This window comes from Paraburkholderia sp. JHI2823, assembly GCF_038900695.1.
Classification (GTDB): domain Bacteria; phylum Pseudomonadota; class Gammaproteobacteria; order Burkholderiales; family Burkholderiaceae; genus Paraburkholderia; species Paraburkholderia mimosarum.
The window spans coordinates 295,164-314,492 of the sequence record NZ_JAYMRY010000004.1 but is presented as its reverse complement, the minus strand read 5'-3'; the positions used below and the strand labels follow the sequence as shown (position 1 = coordinate 314,492).

The 19,329-nt window shown below is 65.1% G+C and carries 17 protein-coding genes and 1 pseudogene; 12 read left to right on the top strand and 6 right to left on the bottom strand.

The genetic code is table 11. From position 1 onward, the window contains the following. Window positions 1–153 precede the first annotated feature (153 nt). Window positions 154–287 (top strand): annotated as a pseudogene (locus VSR34_RS07710) (BrnA antitoxin family protein); the annotation flags it as partial. Window positions 288–513: 226 nt separating this feature from the next. Here VSR34_RS07710 and VSR34_RS07705 read toward each other — a convergent pair. Both VSR34_RS07705 and VSR34_RS07700 read right to left on the bottom strand, forming a co-directional pair. Next, the gene (locus tag VSR34_RS07705) at window positions 514–1,041 is read right to left on the bottom strand and encodes a chromate transporter (protein WP_028211046.1); all 528 of its coding nucleotides are present in this window, start codon (window positions 1,039–1,041) and stop codon (window positions 514–516) included. Beyond that, complete coding sequence (locus tag VSR34_RS07700; protein ID WP_342962249.1) at window positions 1,038–1,643, bottom strand: chromate transporter; 606 nt, start codon at window positions 1,641–1,643, stop codon at window positions 1,038–1,040. Before VSR34_RS07700 ends, VSR34_RS07705 begins: the two co-directional genes overlap by 4 nt. A 99-nt stretch (window positions 1,644–1,742) precedes the next feature. Here VSR34_RS07700 and VSR34_RS07695 point away from each other — a divergent pair, with 99 nt between their 5' ends. Further along, window positions 1,743–2,633, top strand: coding sequence for a transcriptional regulator GcvA (locus VSR34_RS07695; RefSeq protein ID WP_028229814.1), 891 nt, complete (start codon window positions 1,743–1,745; stop codon window positions 2,631–2,633). Window positions 2,634–2,780: 147 nt separating this feature from the next. On the opposite strand, the gene VSR34_RS07690 is transcribed toward VSR34_RS07695, so the two are convergent. Further along, a complete protein-coding gene (locus VSR34_RS07690; protein ID WP_028211043.1) occupies window positions 2,781–3,548 on the bottom strand; it encodes a TIGR00730 family Rossman fold protein in 768 nt (255 codons plus the stop codon). A 1-nt stretch (window position 3,549) separates the two neighbouring features. Between VSR34_RS07690 and polA the strand changes: the two genes are divergently transcribed. The 3 genes from polA to VSR34_RS07675 all read left to right on the top strand — a co-directional run bounded on the left by polA (window position 3,550) and on the right by VSR34_RS07675 (window position 8,940). After that, a complete protein-coding gene (polA, locus tag VSR34_RS07685) occupies window positions 3,550–6,357 on the top strand; it encodes a DNA polymerase I (protein WP_342962256.1) in 2,808 nt (935 codons plus the stop codon). A gap of 263 nt (window positions 6,358–6,620) precedes the next feature. Next, entirely contained in the window at window positions 6,621–7,997 is a 1,377-nt protein-coding gene (locus VSR34_RS07680; RefSeq protein ID WP_028211041.1) for an NAD(P)/FAD-dependent oxidoreductase, read from the top strand. A gap of 70 nt (window positions 7,998–8,067) precedes the next feature. Then, complete coding sequence (locus tag VSR34_RS07675) at window positions 8,068–8,940, top strand: dienelactone hydrolase family protein (protein WP_342962248.1); 873 nt, start codon at window positions 8,068–8,070, stop codon at window positions 8,938–8,940. A 30-nt stretch (window positions 8,941–8,970) separates the two neighbouring features. Here VSR34_RS07675 and VSR34_RS07670 read toward each other — a convergent pair whose 3' ends face one another. Then, window positions 8,971–9,840, bottom strand: coding sequence for a sulfurtransferase (locus VSR34_RS07670; RefSeq protein ID WP_028211039.1), 870 nt, complete (start codon window positions 9,838–9,840; stop codon window positions 8,971–8,973). Between the two features lie 141 nt (window positions 9,841–9,981). Continuing rightward, window positions 9,982–11,088, bottom strand: a complete 1,107-nt coding sequence (locus tag VSR34_RS07665) for an aromatic ring-hydroxylating dioxygenase subunit alpha (protein ID WP_028211038.1) — start codon at window positions 11,086–11,088, stop codon at window positions 9,982–9,984. 308 nt (window positions 11,089–11,396) lie between these two features. Here VSR34_RS07665 and VSR34_RS07660 point away from each other — a divergent pair, with 308 nt between their 5' ends. The 4 genes from VSR34_RS07660 to folE2 all read left to right on the top strand — a co-directional run bounded on the left by VSR34_RS07660 (window position 11,397) and on the right by folE2 (window position 15,678). Beyond that, on the top strand, window positions 11,397–11,711 hold the full coding sequence (locus VSR34_RS07660; protein WP_028211037.1) for an exodeoxyribonuclease VII small subunit: 315 nt from the start codon (window positions 11,397–11,399) through the stop codon (window positions 11,709–11,711). After that, window positions 11,708–12,601, top strand: coding sequence for a farnesyl diphosphate synthase (locus VSR34_RS07655; protein WP_028211036.1), 894 nt, complete (start codon window positions 11,708–11,710; stop codon window positions 12,599–12,601). Before VSR34_RS07660 ends, VSR34_RS07655 begins: the two co-directional genes overlap by 4 nt. A gap of 85 nt (window positions 12,602–12,686) precedes the next feature. Continuing rightward, window positions 12,687–14,594, top strand: coding sequence for a 1-deoxy-D-xylulose-5-phosphate synthase (dxs, locus tag VSR34_RS07650; protein ID WP_342962247.1), 1,908 nt, complete (start codon window positions 12,687–12,689; stop codon window positions 14,592–14,594). Window positions 14,595–14,871: 277 nt separating this feature from the next. Then, window positions 14,872–15,678, top strand: coding sequence for a GTP cyclohydrolase FolE2 (gene folE2 / locus VSR34_RS07645; protein ID WP_028211034.1), 807 nt, complete (start codon window positions 14,872–14,874; stop codon window positions 15,676–15,678). A 75-nt stretch (window positions 15,679–15,753) separates the two neighbouring features. Here the strand turns inward: folE2 and tsaD are convergent, their stop codons facing one another. Continuing rightward, entirely contained in the window at window positions 15,754–16,782 is a 1,029-nt protein-coding gene (tsaD, locus tag VSR34_RS07640) for a tRNA (adenosine(37)-N6)-threonylcarbamoyltransferase complex transferase subunit TsaD (RefSeq protein ID WP_342962246.1), read from the bottom strand. A gap of 169 nt (window positions 16,783–16,951) precedes the next feature. On the opposite strand from tsaD, the gene VSR34_RS07635 reads away from it, so the two are divergent. The 3 genes from VSR34_RS07635 to VSR34_RS07625 all read left to right on the top strand — a co-directional run bounded on the left by VSR34_RS07635 (window position 16,952) and on the right by VSR34_RS07625 (window position 19,277). After that, the gene (locus VSR34_RS07635; protein ID WP_028229820.1) at window positions 16,952–18,172 is read left to right on the top strand and encodes an NAD(P)/FAD-dependent oxidoreductase; all 1,221 of its coding nucleotides are present in this window, start codon (window positions 16,952–16,954) and stop codon (window positions 18,170–18,172) included. Window positions 18,173–18,394: 222 nt separating this feature from the next. Continuing rightward, window positions 18,395–18,607 (top strand): 30S ribosomal protein S21, encoded by a 213-nt coding sequence (gene rpsU, locus VSR34_RS07630; protein WP_013434742.1) that lies wholly within the window; start codon window positions 18,395–18,397, stop codon window positions 18,605–18,607. A 223-nt stretch (window positions 18,608–18,830) separates the two neighbouring features. Then, a complete protein-coding gene (locus VSR34_RS07625; protein ID WP_028229821.1) occupies window positions 18,831–19,277 on the top strand; it encodes a GatB/YqeY domain-containing protein in 447 nt (148 codons plus the stop codon). The last annotated feature ends 52 nt before the right edge of the window (window positions 19,278–19,329 follow it).

Genomic DNA, 19,329 nt, shown 5'->3' with positions numbered 1-19,329 from the left:
GTCCCTGCCTTCGCCTCCGTCGCCGCCGTCCCCGCCATCGCTGCCACCCCCTCCATCCAGCCTACCCTTGCCGCCCCCTCCTGGCTTTTAGGGACCGGTGCCGCTGCAACAAACTCGCGCGCCACCCGGGTTGATCCGGACGACGCGCCGGAGATTACCGACGAATGGGCGAAGAGCGCTGATCTGGAAAGACCGCCACGACGATTCGCTTCGACGACGATGTGCTCGATGCCTTTGAGGCCACAGGTAAAGGGCGGCAGACGCACATGAACGCTGCCCTGAAGGACTGGCTCAAGACGCATAAGCCAGCGCAACCAGCCGTAGTCGTCGAATCTGGCGCCGCGTGTCGTCCGCGGCAAACTCCGAAGGCAGTGTTCGAGCATCATGACGAAGCCGTCAACCATTGGCGGCAGCTGATCTTGTGCGCGCAAGCTGCGCAGCTTTGCGGGAGTGGCGTTTCAGCAAGAATGCTACGGCGAGAAAGTCGGAAAGGCAGCGGATCAGCGCTCAGTTTTACTGCCCAAACCCCGTCAGCCCGATCAAACTCCCCGCACCAAGCAGCCACAGCGGATGAATCTTCGTGCGCAACGCGAGCACGGCGCACACGCCCGTGATCGCCCACGCGATCCACGAAGGATCGGATGCCCTGGCGATCAGCACCGCGCTTGCGGCCACGAGTCCTGCCGTCACCGGCACGAGGCCCTTTTGCGCGATGTGCCGCCACGGGCGGTCCTTGAAGCGGTCCCACGCATGCAGCACGGCGATCGTGACGAGTGACGACGGCCCGAACTTCGCGATGGAAGTGACCAGCATGCCCGCCCACCCGGCCACGTGCCAGCCCACCAGTGTCACGACCATCATGTTCGGCCCGGGGGCGGCCTGGGCGAGCGCGAAGAGCGCGCTGAACTCGCTCGCCGGCATCCAGTGGTGCACCTCGACGACCTGGCGCTGCATCTCGGGCAGGATCGTATTGCCGCCGCCGAACGCGAGCAGCGAAAGTTGACCGAAGATCGCTGCGAGCGCAACGAGTGTGGCGTTCATCGCGAGCCTCCTTCCTTGCGCGCTGCGCGGGACGCGAGCGCGATGCCGACAGGCGTAAGCACGAGCATGGTGGGAAAGAGCGGCGTGCGCAGCACGGCGATCGCCACGAAGCCGAGTGCCGCGACGACGGCCGCGCCCGGGTCGCGCCGCAGCGGCAGCATGATCTTCACGGCCATGGAGACCAGCAGGCCGGCGGCCGCTGCGGCGAGTCCCACGAACAGATGCTGCACGTGGGGATCGTGTTGCGTGCGCTCATAGAGCACGCCAAGCCCGATCACGACCAGCGACGGGCCCGCGATCAGCCCGAGGATGCCCGCGAGCGCGCCGCGCCAGCCTTGAAACCGCATGCCGAGCGCAACTGAGAGATTGATGACGTTGCCGCCCGGCAAAAACTGGCAGAGGCCGAGCAGATCGGTGAATTCGCCGGCGCTGAGCCAGCGGCGCTGCTCGACGATGGTGCGCCGCGCCAACGGCAACGCACCGCCGAACGACGTGAACCCCAGACCGAGAAACCCGAAGAACAGATCGCGCACGCTGGGCGTGGCGAGCGCGGCGTCGGCGCCCAATCCGGTAGGGGCTGGCGGGGAAATGGCGTCTTTCATGGAAATGGAAACCTCTAATGCACGCTGCGAGGGTAAGCCGAAACGTGCATGCCGCAAAACGATTTTTATGACGTACTCTTGTGATCTACACTCACAAGGATGGCACGCTCACTTCCACCCTTTCCCGCGCTGCGAGCGTTCGAAGCCGCGGCGCGCCACAATAGTTTCTCCGCCGCGGCGGGCGAACTCAATGTGACTCACGGTGCCATCAGCCGCCAGGTGGCGGCACTCGAGGCGTGGGTCGGCGTGCAGGTGTTTCACCGGCACGGCAAGCGGGTCGCGCTGACAGAGGATGGGCGGCGCTACCTCGCCGCGGTGCAATCGGCATTCGACGACATCGTGCGCGCAACCAACCAGCTGCGCGATACGGGCGCGGTGCGCGTGCTGCGCGTCAATGCGCTGCCCACCTTCGCAATGAAATGGCTGTTGCCCCGGCTCTCGCAGTTCCAGCGCCTCGCGCCCAACGTCGAGCTGCGTCTTTCCACTTCGAATGCACCCGTTGAGTTGCTCGAAGGGTTCGACGTGGCCGTGCGGCGCGGCCCGGCTCACTGGCCCGACTGCGAGGCAGGGCATTTTCTCGACGAGATGGAATTGCCGGTATGCAGTCCGGCGCTCCTCAAGCGCGCGCCGATCCATCAGCCGGGCGATCTCGCGCGCCACGTGCTGCTGCATTCGGACACCCGGCCCGACGCGTGGCGCACCTGGCTGGCCGCCGCAGGTGTGAAAGCCAAATGCAGGAAGAAGCAATCGTTCGATCACTTCTATCTGGCCTTGCAGGCAGCCGTGGATGGTCTAGGTGTTGCGCTCGGCCCGCTGCCGCTGCTCGACGACGAACTCGCGTCGGGGCGGCTCGTCACGCCGCTCGCGGGGCCGCATCTCGATGCCCGCGGCTACTGGTGGGTGGCGCGACGCGAAGTGGCGCAGGCGCCGCTGGTCGCGCAGTTTTGCCGCTGGCTGGAGGAGCAGGCGAAGTCGCGTTCGCATGGCTAGCGGGGTGGGGCGGCCGCAAGAGGCGCAATCTGACCTGCCGAAGACCCGCAGAACGCGTGAGATGACGCAGGCGTAGAAGCGCATGCGGTACGGAGGTCTGTGAACGCTACAAACCTGCCGTCCGCACGCTGCGCCTCGCGCAAAACATCAGAGGTAGAACATCCGGTCTTCGTCGGAGTCGCGGTCGCGGTGCGCCGGGTGTTCCTTGCCAGCCTCCTCGCCCGTGTCCGCATCTTCGTAGAACTTGAGGACGGCTTCGAGCACCTGGTCCGGGTCGTCGATCACCTGCATCAGGTCCATGTCTTCGGGATTGATGAGGCCCATCGGCACGAGCGCCGAGCGGAACCAGTCGAGCAGACCCTTCCAGAATTCGGCACCCACCAGAATGATCGGTACGTGACGCGATTTCTTCGTCTGAATGAGTGTCAGCACTTCAGCCAGTTCGTCGAGCGTGCCGAAACCGCCGGGCATCACGATCACGGCATCGGAGTTCTTGACGAACGTGACCTTGCGCGTGAAGAAATGGCGAAAACGCAGCGAGATGTCCTGCCACTGGTTGCCCGACTGCTCGTGCGGCAACTCGATGTTCAGGCCGACGGAAGGCGACTTGCCGCCATGCGCGCCCTGGTTCGCTGCTTCCATGATGCCGGGGCCGCCGCCGGAGATCACGGCGAAGCCCGCGTCCGACACCTTTCGCGCGATGGTGCTGGCGAGCTGATAGTACTTCGAGTCCGGTTTCAGGCGTGCCGAGCCATAGATGCTGACCGCTGGCCGGATCTCGGACAGGTACTCGGTCGCCTCGATAAACTCTGCCATAATCGTGAACATTTGCCACGATGCGCGCGCCTTCTTGGCCGTCGCGCGCTCTTGATCTGCGAGTGAACGCAGACTGGGAATCACTTTTCTCTTGTCCATAATGCCTGAAGAACTACGCGTGGATACAAAGTTACAGCTACAGACTCGGCTGGAAGGTAAGACCCTGCTTCTGGTCGACGGTTCTAGCTATCTCTATCGCGCCTTCCATGCGATGCCCGATCTGCGCGGTCCCGACGGCGAACCGACCGGCGCGTTATACGGCATCATCAACATGCTGCGTCGCATGCGCAAGGACGTTACGGCAGAGTATAGCGCGTGCGTGTTCGATGCAAAGGGCAAGACGTTCCGCGATGACTGGTATCCCGAGTACAAGGCCAACCGGCCTTCCATGCCTGAGCCGCTCGCAGCGCAAATCGAGCCCATTCACACGGCGGTGCGCGCGCTCGGCTGGCCGCTGCTGATGATCGAAGGCGTCGAGGCCGACGACGTGATCGGCACGCTCGCCTGCCAGGCCGAGAAGCTGGGCATGAAGGTCATCGTTTCCACGGGCGACAAGGACCTCGCGCAGCTCGTGACGGACCACGTCACGCTCATCAACACGATGACGAATGAAACGCTCGATCGCGAAGGCGTGATCGCGAAGTTCGGCGTGCCGCCGGAGCGCATCATCGATTATCTCTCGCTCATCGGCGACACCGTCGACAACGTGCCGGGCGTGAACAAGTGCGGCCCGAAAACGGCGGTGAAGTGGCTCACGCAATACGATTCGCTCGACGGCGTGATTGCCCATGCCGATGAAATCAAGGGCGCCGTGGGCGGCTATCTGCGCGATGCGCTCGAGTTTCTGCCGATGGCGAGAAAGCTCGTCACGGTGGAAAGGTCATGTGACCTCAAGCCGCATCTCGAGTCGATCGAAGCGTCGCTCGCGACGCGTCCTGAAGCGCGCGAAGAACTGCGCGACATCTTCGCGCGCCACGGCTTCAAGACCTGGCTGCGTGAAATCACCGAAGCGGCTCAGCAGAGCGAGACCGTGCCCGCCGCCACCCAGGGCGATGCGCCCGATAAAGACGCGAACGTGCAGCCTGCGCTCTTCGTGGAAGCGCCGCGCCACTACGAGACGATCCAGACGTGGCCGCAGTTCGACGCATGGCTCGCGAAGATCGAAGCCGCGGAGCTCACCGCGTTCGACACCGAAACCACGGCGCTCGACCCGATGGTCGCGAAGCTCGTTGGCATATCGTTTTCGACCGAGCCTGGCGTGGCCGCCTACTTGCCGCTCGCGCATCGCGGGCCGGACGCACCCGACCAGTTGCCGCTCGACGATGTGCTCGCACGCCTGAAGCCCTGGCTCGAAAGCGAGAAGCACAAGAAAGTCGGCCAGCACATGAAATACGACGAGCAGGTGCTCGCGAACTACGGCATCGAGCTGAACGGCGTGGAGCATGACACGCTGCTCGAATCGTACGTGCTCGAATCGCATCGCAGCCACGACATGGACAGCCTCGCGCTGCGCCATCTCGGCATCAAGACGATCAAGTATGAAGAGGTGGCGGGCAAGGGCGCGCAGCAAATCGGCTTCGATCAGGTGCCGCTCGACAAGGCCGCCGAATACGCGGCCGAAGACGCCGACGTCACGCTGCAGCTCCATCGCGCGCTCTATCCGCAGATCGCACCGGAGAAAGGCCTCGATTACGTCTATCGCAACATCGAGATGCCCACGTCGCGCGTGCTGCGCAAGATGGAACGCAACGGCGTGCTCATCGACAGCGAGCGGCTCGAAAAGCAGAGCGCGGAAATCGCCGTGCGCCTCATCGCGTTAGAACAGGAGGCGTACGCGCTCGCGGGCGGCGAATTCAACCTCGGTTCGCCGAAGCAGATCGGCCAGATCTTCTTCGAAAAACTCCAGTTGCCTGTCGTGAAGAAGACGCCGAGCGGCGCGCCTTCCACCGACGAAGAGGTGCTGCAGAAGCTCGCCGAAGACTATCCGCTGCCCAAGCTCCTGCTCGAGCATCGCGGTCTCGCCAAGCTCAAGTCCACGTACACGGACAAGCTGCCGCGCATGGTCAACGCGCAAACGGGCCGCGTTCATACGAATTACGCGCAGGCCGTGGCGGTCACGGGCCGTCTTGCGTCGAACGATCCGAATCTTCAGAACATCCCCGTGCGCACGGGCGAAGGCCGACGCATTCGCGAGGCGTTCATCGCGCCGCCGGGCCACAAGATCGTCTCCGCCGACTATTCGCAGATCGAGCTGCGCATCATGGCGCATATCTCGGGCGACGAGTCGCTGCTCGCGGCGTTCGCACGAGGCGACGACATTCACCGCGCTACGGCATCCGAAGTATTCGGCGTGACACCGCTCGAAGTGAGCGCGGACCAGCGCCGCATCGCCAAGGTCATCAACTTCGGACTCATCTACGGCATGAGCGCATTCGGGCTCGCGTCGAATCTCGGCATCACGCGCGACGCGGCGAAGCTTTATATCGACCGCTATTTCGCCCGTTATCCGGGCGTTGCGCGCTACATGGACGAAACACGCATGGACGCGAAATCGCGCGGCTATGTGGAAACGGTGTTCGGCCGCCGTTTGTGGCTGCCCGAAATCAACGGCGGCAACGGCCCGCGCCGCCAGGCGGCCGAGCGCGCCGCCATCAACGCGCCCATGCAAGGGACGGCCGCCGATCTCATCAAGCTTTCCATGGTCGCGGTGCAGAAGTGGCTGGACGAACGCAAGATCGGCACGAAGATGATCATGCAGGTGCACGATGAACTCGTGCTCGAAGTGCCCGGCGACGAGCTTGGCGAAGTGCGCAAGCGCTTGCCCGAGTTGATGTGCTCGGTGGCGCAACTCAAGGTGCCGCTCGTGGCCGAGGTGGGTGTGGGCGATAACTGGGAAGAGGCGCACTGACGAAGCGTGCACTCTTGGGTGGAGCGAAGCTCTACTAAGCACCTGCTGAATCCGCCGTAACGCCGAAGCAACGACGTAATCGACATAAACGCGCGCGCGAGATAAGGCAAGCTTCGCGTGCTCGATGTCGCGAATGCGCGCCGCGAGGGTTGCCGCCGCGCGCTCCGTCAGCCGACAATGAAATGAATGAAGGCCGGTGCCTCGCACGTGATGTCGTCGATGCATCGGCCTTTCTATCGCCTTTCGACATGCACGGAGAGTCTATGCATCGCTTTATCGTTGTGGGAGGAGGCGCAGGCGGGCTGGAACTGGCAACCCGGCTCGGCAATCGTTATGGCGAATCGCGCCAGAAGCGGGGCAGGCCGCAAGCGGCATCGGTCACGCTGGTCGACCGCTATCCAACGCATATCTGGAAGCCGCTCCTGCACGAAGTCGCGGCGGGCAGCATGGATCCGTTCACGCATCAGCTCGAATATCCAGCGCAGGCGCGCTGGCATGGCTTCGAGTTCCAGCAGGGCGAGCTGACCGGGCTCGACCGTGCGGCGAAGCGCATCACGCTCGGGCGCGTGCTCGACGAAGACGGTGCCGAGATGCTCCCCGAGCGCGTGCTCGAATACGACACGCTCGTGCTCGCGATCGGCAGCACGACGCACTTTTTCGGCGTGCCCGGCGCGGCCGAAAACTCCATCGCACTCGACACCGTCGATCAGGCCGAGCGCTTTCGCAAGCGGCTCATCGCGGCATGCATGCGCGCCGAACATCAGGTGCCCGAAAGCGTCGCGGCGGGCGTGGCGGCGGACGACCCCACGCCGGTCTCGAGCGGCGAAGCCGAACCGCGCGTGCAGGTGGCGATCATCGGCGCGGGCGCAACGGGCGTCGAGCTTTCCGCCGAACTGCGCAACACCGCGCAGGTGCTGTCGGCGTATGGGCTGCACAAGCTCGATCCGCGCAACGACGTCGGTATCGTGCTGATCGAGGCGGGTACGCGCATCCTGCCCGCGTTGCCCGAGCGCGTCTCTTCGGCAACGGGGGAGCTGCTGAACAAGCTCGGCGTGAAGGTGCTGACCGGCGAGCGCGTCATCGAAGTCGCGCTGGGCGTCGTGCGGACCGCGAGCGGCAAGAACCTGCGCGCCGACCTCACGGTCTGGGCCGCTGGCATCACCGCGCCGGCCGTGCTCGCGCGGCTCGACGGCCTTGCCGTCAACAAGCTCGGACAACTGGTCGTGCGTCGCACGCTGCAAACGGAAAACGACGACAACATCTTCGCGCTCGGCGACTGCGCCGCCTGCGAATGGCCGGGCCACGAGCGCGGTGTCCCGCCGCGCGCGCAGGCCGCCCACCAGCAGGCCACTTTCCTGTTCAAGTCGCTCGGCAATCTGCTGGCCGGCAAGCCACTCGAAGAGTTCACCTATCGCGACTTCGGCTCGCTGGTGTCGCTCGGCCACTTCAGCGCGGTCGGCAATCTGATGGGCGGGCTGATCGGCGGGAATATGCTGATCGAAGGGCTGTTTGCCCGTTTCATGTACATGTCGCTGTACCGGCTGCACATCGCGGCGCTGCACGGCTACGCGCGCATGGTGCTCGATACTTTCGCCCACTGGCTGCGCCGCACGACGCTGCCGCGTGTGAAGCTGCATTGAGCGGCGCCTGCGTAGAGGGGCGCCGCGCTACGTTCGTTGTTTCCGATATTTCGCCTGCAAGGAGCGTTGCATGCTGAAACCCGAAGTCGATAGCCTCGTCCCGCACGTGCCGTTCGACCGCCGCACTTTCATCAAGGCGGCGCTCGGCAGCGGATTCGCCACCGCCGTGCTGCCCGTCTCCGCGCAAACCATCCATACCGACAGCGAGGGTCTCGAAGCCGGCGAAATCGGCTTCCAGTCGGGCGGCACGCTCGTCCCGGCGTATCGCGCGCAGCCACGCGGCAAGACGCATTTGCCGGTCATCGTCGTGATCCACGAGATCTTCGGCGTGCATGAGCATATCGCCGATGTATGCCGCCGCTTCGCGAAGCTCGGCTATCTGGCTATTGCGCCGGATTTTTTCGTGCGCCAGGGCGATGCGTCCGTCTACCCGACGATTCAGCAGATCGACGAGAACATCGCGAGCAAGGTGCCCGACGCCCAGGTGCTGGGCGACATCGACGCGGCCATTGTCTGGGCAGGCGAGCATGGTGGCGACACGAAGCGCGTGGGCATCAACGGTTTTTGCTGGGGCGGGCGCTATGCGTGGCTTTATGCGGAGCGCAATCCGCACATCGAAGCCGCGGTCGTGTGGTATGGGCGAGTCGCCGGCGATCATACGGCGAACACGCCGAGCAATCCGCTCGATCTCGCGGGCAGCCTCGAGGTTCCAGTGCTCGGGATGTACGGACTGCAAGACAAGAGCATCCCGCAGGACACGCTGGCTGAGATGAAGGCAGCCATCGCACGGGCGCCGCAAGGCGGCCGCAGTTCGCAGTTGATCGTGTATGACGATGCGGGACACGCGTTCTTCGCGGACTATCGGCCGAGCTATCGCAAGGCCGACGCGGAAGACGGCTGGAAGCGCGCGATCGCCTGGTTCAGGGAGCACGGCGTGGCTTGACGCCGTGCCCGGTTCCAGGGTGGTGAAGACTCAGGGATTCGGGCCCGTGGCGACCGGCCGCGACGGGTCGGCGCACCATTCGCTCCACGATCCGGGGTAGAGCGCCGCGCCGTGCAGGCCGGCAATCTCCATCGCAAGCGCGTTGTGGCAGGCGGTCACGCCCGAGCCGCATTGCAGGACCACATGCTCCGGTGTCGTGCCCGTCAGCACGGCCGTGAAATCCTCGCGCAGCGCGTGCGCCGACTTGAAGCGGCCGTCCGGCGTGAGATTGCCCTGATAGAAGCGGTTGCGCGCGCCAGGAATATGGCCGCCCACCGGATCGATGGTTTCGTTCTCGCCGCGATAACGGTCGGCGGCGCGCGCGTCGACAACCGTGAGTTCGTGCGTGGTGAGATTGCGCTCGAGGGCCTGTGCGTCCACGGTCACCTGGAGCGGCGCGCCGGCCTTGAAGGTGCCGCGCGCCGGCGTGGGCACATCGCGTACGAGCGGGAAGCCGGCGGCCTCCCATGCCTGCAATCCGCCGTCCAGCACGGCCACCGAGTCGTGGCCGAGCCAGCGCAGCAGCCACCATAGCCGGGCCGCGTAGGCCCCGCCTTGTGCATCGTAGGCGACGACCTGCTGGCCTTCGTTGAGTCCGCGCAGCGAGAGCGTGGCGACGAGCGCCGAGCGGTCGGGCAACGGATGACGGCCGTTCTTGCCCGTCTTCGGTCCGGAGAGGTCGCGGTCCAGATGCAGGTATTGCGCGCCGGGCAGATGGCCGATTGCATAGGCGTTCTCGCCGGCGGCGGGATTGGCGAGATCGAAGCGGCAGTCGAAGACCAGCACGCTGCCCGGCGCGGCGGTCAGGCGTTCGTGCAGATTGGCGGCCGAAATGAGCGTGGTGTAGTGCGTGTGGGGCATGACGGCTCCTTGGAATCGTGCGCGTGGCCGGCGCAGCGGCAAATGCGGTTTGCGCCTGGGCCCGATGCCGTCAGTCTAAACAAAAAGACGGGCCGAAGCCCGTCTTTCCGCGATGCGTTGGAGCAGCCCCGGGGCCGCGCGTCAAATCGGTCCCAGCTCGCGGCGCAGGAACTCGTGGAAGTGCTGCATGCCGTCTTCCATGGGGCTCTGGTACGGGCCGACTTCCGAAACGCCGCGTTCGAACAGCGCGCGGCGGCCGGCGTCCATGCGCTCGGCGATCTCGTCGTCTTCGATGGCCGTTTCCATATAGGCGGCGCGCTCTGCCTCGACGAACTCGCGCTCGAACAGCGTGATTTCTTCGGGGTAGTAGAACTCGACGATATTCGTCGTCTTCTGCGTGCCCTGCGGAATGAGCCACGAGACCACGAGCACATGCGGATACCACTCGATCATGAGATTCGGGTAGTACACCATCCAGATCGCGCCGAATTCGGGTGGCACGCCGTTGCGAAAGCGCAGGACCTCGTCGTGCCACTTGCGGTACGTCGGGCTGCCCGGCTTGCCAAGGTGCTTGTGCACACCGACCGTCTGCACGCTATACCACTCGCCGAACTCCCACTGCAGGTCGTCGCATGACACGAAATTGCCGAGGCCCGGGTGGAACGGCACGACGTGATAGTCTTCCAGATAGACCTCGATGAAGGTCTTCCAGTTGTAGTTGCACTCGTGGACCTCGACGTGATCGAACATGTAGTCCGTGAAGTCGAGATGCTTTGCGGGCCCGAGCCGCGCAAGATCGCGCGAGATGTCGCGGCCCGCGGATTCGAACAGCAGCCCGTTCCATTTCTGCAGCGGCGAGCTGTTCAGGTTCAGGCACGGCTTGTCCGCAAAGTGCGGCGCGCCGAGCAGTTCGCCCTTGAGGTCATAGGTCCAGCGATGCAGCGGACATACGATATTGTCTGCCGTGCCGCGACCGTTTAGCATGATGGCCTGGCGATGGCGGCACACGTTGGAGAGCAGCTCGATCTCGTTGCTCTGGTTGCGAACGAGCACGCGGCCTTCTTTTTCGCTGGGCAGCGCAAAATAATTCCCCACCTCGGGCACCATGAGTTCGTGGCCGACGTAGCGAGGACCTTTCTGGAAAAGCGTCTCGATTTCGCGCTTGAGAAGCGCTTCGTCAAAATAAGCGGTGACTGGCAGCTGGCTGTGGATGGACTTCAGCTGCAATGCATTGCTCAGATTGGACATTCCCACTCCCGATGAAGACGTGAAAGCAGTGAACAACCCAACCATCGAAGATTCGATTTAGGGAGCCGGCAATTATACCCGGTTGCCCCGCCCTGGGGTAGCTAAGTGACTGATTTTTGCCAAAATTGCTGCGGAAAGTCGGCGGAAATCCAGGAAATATGAGACAAACGAACGGCGAATCGGGCGGTCTGTAGCCGGTTTGTACTGGCCCCGATAGTATGGCCGAGCGGGCGGGCGTGCGGGGGATCGGGTCGATCTGGGCGCTTTTGCCGTAGAATGTCGGCCTTGTTTCATTCTGACGACAACTCATGGCGAAATCCGCAACGAAAGACCGCGTTGGCGCGGACGAAAGCGCAGCCGGGCCGGCCGAAGGCGAAGCGCTGCCCGAGAGCTACGAGGCGGCGCTTGCGGAGCTCGACGGGCTTGTCGCACGGATGGAAGGCGGTAGCCTGAGCCTGGAAGAATCGCTTGCGGCGTACCGCCGCGGTGCGGCGCTCGTGCGCTTTTGCCAGCAGCAGCTCGAAAAGGTTGAACAACAGGTGCGCGTGCTCGACGGTGAGACGCTGCGGCCCGTGCCCCTCAATACGACAGACTCCGCAGCGGGCGGAGACGACGATCTATGACATTTGACCAATGGACCCGGCAGGTACTCGACCGGGTCGAAAGCGCGCTCGATCACTACTTGCCGGCCGCCGACGTGCTGCCGGCGCCTCTGCACGACGCCATGCGCTATGCCGTGATGGGTGGCGGCAAGCGTGTACGGCCGCTCTTGTGCCACGCGGCGGGCGAACTCACGAATGCCAGGCCCGAAGCGCTCGACGCCGCGGCCTGCGCGCTGGAGATGATCCACGTCTATTCGCTCGTGCACGACGACATGCCGTGTATGGACGACGACGACATGCGTCGCGGCAAACCCACCGTGCACGTCAAGTATGACGAACCGACCGCGCTGCTGGTCGGCGACGCGCTGCAATCGCAGGCCTTCGTCACGCTGACGTCGGATGTGCCGGGTTTGAGCGATTCGGCGTCGCGCCAGGCATCGCTCGTGCGCGAACTCGCGCTTGCGAGCGGCTCGGTCGGCATGGCCGGCGGCCAGGCCATCGACCTCGCGAGCGTGGGCCATTCGCTCACGCGCGAGCAGCTCGAGACGATGCACCGTCTGAAGACGGGCGCGCTGCTGCGCGCCTCGGTCCGCATGGGCGCGCTGGCGGGCGAGACGCCTTCGGCGGAAAGCCTCGCGGCGCTCGACAAATACGCGGCGGCCGTGGGCCTCGCCTTCCAGGTCGTGGACGACATTCTCGACGTCACCGCCGACTCGGCGACGCTCGGCAAGACCGCGGGCAAGGACGCGAAGGACGGCAAGCCGACCTACGTATCGATCATTGGTCTTGATGCTTCGCGTGCGCTCGCGCAGCAGCTGCGCGCCGACGCGCACGCGGCGCTCGAACCGTTCGGCGCGCGCGCGCAGCGCCTTGCCGAACTCGCTGACCTGGTGGTGAACCGGGTGAGCTGACCGCGCCAACCCGCCCACGCGCATGAAAGGGGAGTAGTGCGCAGAACAAGTGCGGGAGCGCCAGTTTTCCTACCATGGAACGACGATGTACGACTTGCTGAAAACCATTGACGACCCGGCGGATTTGCGCCGCCTCGATCGCCGCCAGTTGCAACCGCTTGCCGACGAATTGCGTGCCTTCGTCCTCGAAAGCGTCTCGCAAACAGGGGGGCACCTGTCGTCCAACCTCGGTACGGTCGAACTGACGATCGCGCTGCACTACGTGTTCGACACGCCGCGCGATCGCATCGTCTGGGACGTTGGCCATCAGACCTATCCGCACAAGATCCTGACGGGCCGGCGCGACCAGATGCATACGCTGCGTCAGCTCGGCGGCATTTCGGGTTTCCCGAAGCGCGACGAGTCGCCGTATGACACGTTCGGCACCGCGCATTCGAGCACGTCGATCTCGGCGGCGCTCGGGATGGCCGTCGCGAGCAAGCTCAAGGGCGACAACGCCATGGGCATCGCCGTGATCGGCGACGGCGCGATGACGGCCGGCATGGCCTTCGAGGCGCTGAACAACGGCGGCGTCGAAGACGACGTGCCGCTGCTCGTGATCCTCAACGACAACGACATGTCGATTTCGCCGCCCGTCGGCGCGCTCAATCGCCATCTCGCGCGCCTCATGTCGGGCCGCTTCTACGCCGCCGCGCGCGCAGGCGTGGAGCGCGTGCTGCGCCATGCGCCGCCGGTGCTCGATCTCGCGCGCAAGCTCGAAGAGCACGCGAAGGGCATGATCGTGCCGGCCACGCTGTTCGAGGAATTCGGCTTCAACTACATCGGGCCGATCGACGGCCACGATCTCGATTCGCTCATCCCGACGCTGCAGAACATCAAGGAACTGCGCGGCCCGCAGTTCCTGCACGTCGTGACGAAGAAAGGCCAGGGCTACAAGCTCGCCGAAGCCGACCCGGTCCTGTACCACGGTCCCGGCAAGTTCAACCCGGCCGAAGGCATCAAGCCGTCCACGACGCCCGCCAAGAAGACCTACACGCAGGTCTTCGGCGAATGGCTGTGCGACGCCGCCGAGCTCGACCAGCGCGTGATCGGCATCACGCCGGCCATGCGCGAAGGCTCGGGTCTCGTGGAGTTCGAAAAGCGCTTCCCGGATCGTTACTACGACGTCGGCATCGCTGAGCAGCATGCCGTGACGTTCGCAGGCGGTCTTGCCGCCGAAGGCCTGAAGCCCGTGGTCGCGATCTACTCGACCTTCCTTCAGCGCGCCTACGACCAGCTGATTCACGACGTGGCGCTGCAGAACCTGCCGGTCGTGTTCGCGATCGACCGCGCGGGCCTCGTGGGCGCAGATGGCGCGACCCACGCCGGTGCGTACGATATCGCCTTCATGCGCTGCATCCCGAACATGATGGTCATGGCGGCCTCGGACGAAAACGAATGCCGCCAGATGCTCTATACGGCGCTCCAGCAGGACTGCCCGACGGCCGTGCGCTACCCGCGCGGCGCGGGCACGGGTGTCGCGACCGTCAAGCAGATGGCCGCGCTGCCGGTGGGCAAGGGCGAAGTCCGCCGCGAGGGCAAGGCGCCGGCAGGCAGCCGTATCGCCATCCTCGCGTTCGGCACGATGGTTGCGCCGTCGCTTGCCGCAGCGCAAGAGCTGGACGCCACCGTGGCGAACATGCGCTTCGTGAAGCCGCTCGACGCGGAGCTCGTGAAGCAGCTCGCCGAAACGCACGACTACCTGGTGACCGTCGAAGAGGGCTGCATCATGGGCGGCGCGGGCTCGGCCTGCGTGGAAACCCTCCTTGAAAGTGGGGTTATCAAGCCCGTACTACAATTGGGCCTCCCCGACCGCTTCATCGACCACGGCGACCCGGCGAAGCTGCTGGCGGGCTGTGGGCTCGACGCAGCAGGGATCGCGAAGTCGATACGCGAGCGCTTCCTCGACCGCCCGGCGAACGCGTCAGGCAAGTCGGTGATGCGCGTCGCTTAAGGCCGCTCGCGGCTGATCGGCGCCTCGCGGCGCGGCGGGTCCGGACCGTTTGTGCAGCGCTGTTCCAGCGCTGTCTCCAGCGCTGTCTCCAGGTCGGCCAGCGAACCGCGGCAGCCCCATTTCACATGTGAACTGGCGGGCGGGTTTCGTACCCGGCAGTCGCCAGCAAACGCCGGCTCATGCCGGCGTTTGCTTTTTGTTTGGCCGTTATCTGGCCGTTGTTTGGTCGCCGTTTGAAATTTGCGCGCCGCTTTCCGCGCGGCTTGAGGATAAGAACATGAATCAGATGAACCCGGCCTTCGTGATGCCGGACGTCCAGAGCTCCGTCGATACCCGCCAGATCGCGATCCAGCGCGTGGGGGTGAAGGCCGTGCGCCATCCGCTCACGGTCAAGACGGGCACGGGCGACGTCCAGCCGAGCGTCGGTATGTGGAACCTCGACGTTCATCTGCCGGCCGACCAGAAGGGTACGCACATGTCGCGCTTCGTGGCGCTGCTCGAAGAAAACAAGGCGCCCCTGGAACCCGCGACGTTCCGCATGATGCTGGCCGCGATGCTCGCGAAGCTCGAATCGCAGGCGGGCCGTATCGAAGTGACGTTCCCGTATTTCGTGAAGAAGGTGGCGCCCGTATCGGGCGTCGACAGTCTGCTGGACTACGAGGTCACGCTCACGGGCGAGGCGCGCAACGGCCAGGCGCGTCTGTTCCTCAAGGTGCTCGTGCCGGTGACGAGCCTCTGCCCTTGCTCGAAGAAGATCTCGCAGTACGGTGCGCACAACCAGCGCTCGCATGTGACGATGGATGTCGAGTTCGAAGGCGATCTGCCGGTCGAAGACCTCATTCGCATTGCAGAAGAAGAGGCTTCATGCGAGCTGTGGGGGCTGCTCAAGCGTCCGGACGAGAAGTTCGTGACCGAGCGCGCGTATGAGAACCCCAAGTTCGTGGAAGACCTCGTGCGCGACGTGGCCGTGCGCCTGAACGCCGATGCGCGCGTGATCGCCTATACGCTCGAAGCCGAGAACTTCGAGTCGATCCACAATCACAGCGCCTATGCCGTGATCGAGCACGACAAGCGCCTGGGCTGAGCGCCGCTCCTGGTTGCGTCATCAACGAAAAAGCCGCCCACGGGCGGCTTTTGTACTAGAGCAGCGGCAATCGCATCAATGCTGCGCGAGCGATGTCAAATCCCAGCGCGGCTTCACCGTGAACGCATAGTCGCGCGTGGCCTGCTCCGGCCAGCGCTGCAGACGCAGCGCGCCCGCGAGTGCGATCATCGCGCCGTTGTCGGTGCACAGCGAGAGATCGGGGTAGTGCACCTCGAAGCCGCGCTTTTGCGCCGCCGCCGAAAGTGTCTCGCGCAACTGTTTGTTCGCGCCCACGCCGCCCGCCACCACGAGGCGCTTCATCTTCGTGCGCTTGAGGGCTGCGAGCGATTTCGCGGTCAGCACCTCGACGGCTGCGTCGACGAAACCGCGCGCAATATCGGCCTTGCCCTGCTCGCAGATATTCGTGCCGAGCTTCTTGACCTGAGTGAGCACCGCTGTTTTCAGGCCGCTGAAGCTGAAGTCGAGATCGCCCGAATGCAGCATCGGGCGGGGCAGTTCGACTGCGCCCGGGGTGCCGAACTCCGCGAGCCGCGACACTTCCGGGCCGCCGGGATAGCCGAGGCCGAGCAGCTTGGCCGTTTTGTCGAAGGCTTCGCCGGCGGCGTCGTCGAGCGTTTCGCCGAGCGTCTCGTAGACGCCCACGTCGGTCACGCGCATCAGTTGCGTATGGCCGCCCGATACGAGCAGCGCGACGAACGGAAACGGCGGCGGCGCATCGACCAGCAGCGGCGACAGCAAGTGCCCTTCGAGGTGGTGAATACCCACGGTCGGGCGGTTCCACGCCATGGCGAGCGCGTTGGCGATACTCGCGCCTACGAGCAGCGCGCCGGCGAGGCCCGGACCCTGCGTGAACGCGATGGCGTCGATGTCGCTTTTCGCCGCGCCGCTCTTTGCGAGCACTTCCTCGAGCAGCGGCAGCGCGCGGCGGATGTGATCGCGCGAAGCCAGTTCGGGCACGACGCCGCCATACTCGCGGTGCATGGCGATCTGCGAGTGCAGCGCGTGCGCGAGCAGGCCGCGCTCGCTGTCGTAGAGCGCGAGGCCGGTTTCGTCGCAGGAGCTTTCGATGCCGAGAACGAGCATGGTGTAGAGCCAGGCAACGGCATTGCCTTGTAGAAGCAGGCAAAAATCGTCGCGAAATCAAGAAGTAAGGGAGCCCGAAAGTATAGCAGTGCGCGTGAAAGCCGGCTGCGTGCGGCAAGCCCCGCTCTCCGGGGACGAGCCCCGCCGCCGCGCAGGTAGAATGCGCGCCATGGAATCTTTCGATATCGCCGTGATCGGCGCAGGGGCGGCCGGCATGATGTGCGCGGCGGTGGCGGGCCAGAAGGGCCGCCGCGTGGCGCTGATCGACCACGCGCCGCGTCTCGCGGAAAAAATCCGCATTTCGGGTGGCGGCCGCTGCAACTTCACCAATCTGTACGCGGGCCCGGCCAACTATCTTTCGAGCAATCCGCATTTCTGCCGCTCGGCGCTCGCGCGCTATACGCCGCGTGACTTTCTCGCGCTGCTGCGCCAGCATCGCGTGACCTGGCACGAAAAGCACAAGGGCCAGCTCTTTTGCGACCAGTCGAGCGACGCGATCATCGACGTCCTGCGCGCCGAATGCGACGCGGGCCAGGTCGCCTGGCGCCGGCCGTTGCCCGTCGAGGCCGTGAGCCAAACCGACGGCGCGGGCTTCACGCTCGGCACACCGCAGGGCCAGATACGCGCGAAGGCGCTCGTGATCGCAACCGGCGGTCTCTCGATTCCGAAGATCGGCGCGACCGACTTCGCGTATCGCATCGCGAAGCAGTTCGGCCACAAGCTCGTCGACATGCGCCCGGCGCTCGTGCCGCTCACGTTCGCGCAAGACGAGTGGGCCCCTTACGTGCCCCTCGCGGGTGTTTCGCTCGAGGTTCACGTCGCGACAGGCGAGCGCAAGGCCGGCGGCGCCTTCGACGAAGACCTGCTCTTCACGCACCGTGGCCTCTCCGGCCCCGGCGTGCTGCAGATTTCGAGCTTCTGGCAACCGGGCCAGCCGATCCGAGTGAACCTGATGCCTGAGCGCGACGCTTCTGCGGCGCTGATCGAGGCCAAGGGCGAGACCAAACGCCAGATCGGCAACCTGCTCGCCGAATGGGTGCCGGCGCGCCTCGCGCACGTCTGGCTGGAGGCGCACGAGGTGAGGGCCGACGCGCGCCTCGCCGACCTGCCCGACAAGACGCTGCGAAAGATCGGCGAAGGACTCGCGCAGTGGACGCTCACGCCCACGGGCACCGAAGGCTACAAGAAGGCCGAAGTCACGCGCGGCGGGGTGGACACGCGCGAACTCTCCTCGGCGTCGATGATGAGCCAGCGCGTGCCGGGCCTCTATTTCGTGGGCGAAGCCGTGGACGTGACGGGCTGGCTCGGCGGCTACAACTTCCAGTGGGCGTGGGCCTCGGGCGTCGCGGCCGGGGAGGCCGCCGCGGAGTACGCGGCAAACGCGGGCTAGTCGCCCTCGGCACGCTGCCGCGCGGCGCCGCTCGTGGCCATCGGCCTCACGCGCGGCGACTTCGCCCATGCCGTTGCGCGCGATGCGGGCACTGGCGGCCCGGCCTCGTTGCGCGGGGCGCGCGGGTTGACGGGGGCGGGTTTCCCCGCTCCCGGAGCGGGCGATGCGCGACTGCGGAACTGCTATACTCAGTCCTCTTTACCCCCGATCCGTTATTGGAAAATGACGACCATCCGCGTAAAAGAAAATGAACCCTTTGAAGTCGCCATGCGCCGCTTCAAGCGTACGATCGAGAAGAACGGTCTGCTGACCGAACTTCGCGCGCGCGAGTTCTACGAGAAGCCGACGGCTGAGCGCAAGCGCAAGAAGGCAGCGGCGGTGAAGCGCCACTTCAAGCGCCTGCGCAGCCAGATGCTGCCGAAAAAGCTGTACTGATTCCGGCGTCGTCGCGGCGCGTTTCCACACACTTTCAGCGTGGATTTCCTGCGAATGACGCGGCGATCTGGGCAGCCGGCTCGCGGTGTGATGACATCGTGCCTCGCGGCCGCCGCTGCCCTCTGGTGTGGTCGCAACCAAGTCGAATCTGCGCCGACCCGCCTGGAAGCGTTTCCAGGCGGGTTTTTGCATTCCTGCAACCCCAACGCAATTCAGGTGAGTGATGAGTCTCAAAGACCAGATCAATGACGATATGAAGGCCGCGATGCGCGCCCGTGAAAGCGAGCGCCTCGCTACGATTCGTCTGCTGCTCGCCGCAATCAAGCAACGCGAAGTCGACGATCGCGTGACGCTCGACGACGCCGGCATCACGGCAGTCATCGACAAGATGATCAAGCAACGCAAGGATTCGATCAGCCAGTTCGAGGCGGCGGGCCGCACCGATCTCGTCGAAAAGGAAGCCGCCGAACTGACCGTGCTGACCGCCTATATGCCCGCGCAGCTCTCCGATGCCGAGATTGCCGCCGAAGTCGAGGCCGCGGTGGCTCAGGTCGGTGCCGCCGGCCCGCAGGACATGGGCAAGGTGATGGGGGTGCTCAAGCCCAGGCTCGCCGGCCGCGCCGACATGACGGCGGTCTCCGGGCTCGTCAAAGCTGCGCTTTCGAAATAAGCGTGCCCGGCTTGCGCGCGGCGTAGGCCCGGCCTCCGGGCGCCGCCGCGAG

Excerpts from the sequence above, each read along its gene's own strand:
- VSR34_RS07705 (WP_028211046.1), bottom strand. The coding sequence starts at position 1,041 with ATGAACGCCACACTCGTTGCGCTCGCAGCGATCTTCGGTCAACTTTCG.
- VSR34_RS07700 (WP_342962249.1), bottom strand. The coding sequence starts at position 1,643 with ATGAAAGACGCCATTTCCCCGCCAGCCCCTACCGGATTGGGCGCCGAC.
- VSR34_RS07695 (WP_028229814.1), top strand. The coding sequence starts at position 1,743 with ATGGCACGCTCACTTCCACCCTTTCCCGCGCTGCGAGCGTTCGAAGCC.
- VSR34_RS07690 (WP_028211043.1), bottom strand. The coding sequence starts at position 3,548 with ATGGACAAGAGAAAAGTGATTCCCAGTCTGCGTTCACTCGCAGATCAA.
- polA (WP_342962256.1), top strand. The coding sequence starts at position 3,550 with ATGCCTGAAGAACTACGCGTGGATACAAAGTTACAGCTACAGACTCGG.
- VSR34_RS07680 (WP_028211041.1), top strand. The coding sequence starts at position 6,621 with ATGCATCGCTTTATCGTTGTGGGAGGAGGCGCAGGCGGGCTGGAACTG.
- VSR34_RS07675 (WP_342962248.1), top strand. The coding sequence starts at position 8,068 with ATGCTGAAACCCGAAGTCGATAGCCTCGTCCCGCACGTGCCGTTCGAC.
- VSR34_RS07670 (WP_028211039.1), bottom strand. The coding sequence starts at position 9,840 with ATGCCCCACACGCACTACACCACGCTCATTTCGGCCGCCAATCTGCAC.
- VSR34_RS07665 (WP_028211038.1), bottom strand. The coding sequence starts at position 11,088 with ATGTCCAATCTGAGCAATGCATTGCAGCTGAAGTCCATCCACAGCCAG.
- VSR34_RS07660 (WP_028211037.1), top strand. The coding sequence starts at position 11,397 with ATGGCGAAATCCGCAACGAAAGACCGCGTTGGCGCGGACGAAAGCGCA.
- VSR34_RS07655 (WP_028211036.1), top strand. The coding sequence starts at position 11,708 with ATGACATTTGACCAATGGACCCGGCAGGTACTCGACCGGGTCGAAAGC.
- dxs (WP_342962247.1), top strand. The coding sequence starts at position 12,687 with ATGTACGACTTGCTGAAAACCATTGACGACCCGGCGGATTTGCGCCGC.
- folE2 (WP_028211034.1), top strand. The coding sequence starts at position 14,872 with ATGAATCAGATGAACCCGGCCTTCGTGATGCCGGACGTCCAGAGCTCC.
- tsaD (WP_342962246.1), bottom strand. The coding sequence starts at position 16,782 with ATGCTCGTTCTCGGCATCGAAAGCTCCTGCGACGAAACCGGCCTCGCG.
- VSR34_RS07635 (WP_028229820.1), top strand. The coding sequence starts at position 16,952 with ATGGAATCTTTCGATATCGCCGTGATCGGCGCAGGGGCGGCCGGCATG.
- rpsU (WP_013434742.1), top strand. The coding sequence starts at position 18,395 with ATGACGACCATCCGCGTAAAAGAAAATGAACCCTTTGAAGTCGCCATG.
- VSR34_RS07625 (WP_028229821.1), top strand. The coding sequence starts at position 18,831 with ATGAGTCTCAAAGACCAGATCAATGACGATATGAAGGCCGCGATGCGC.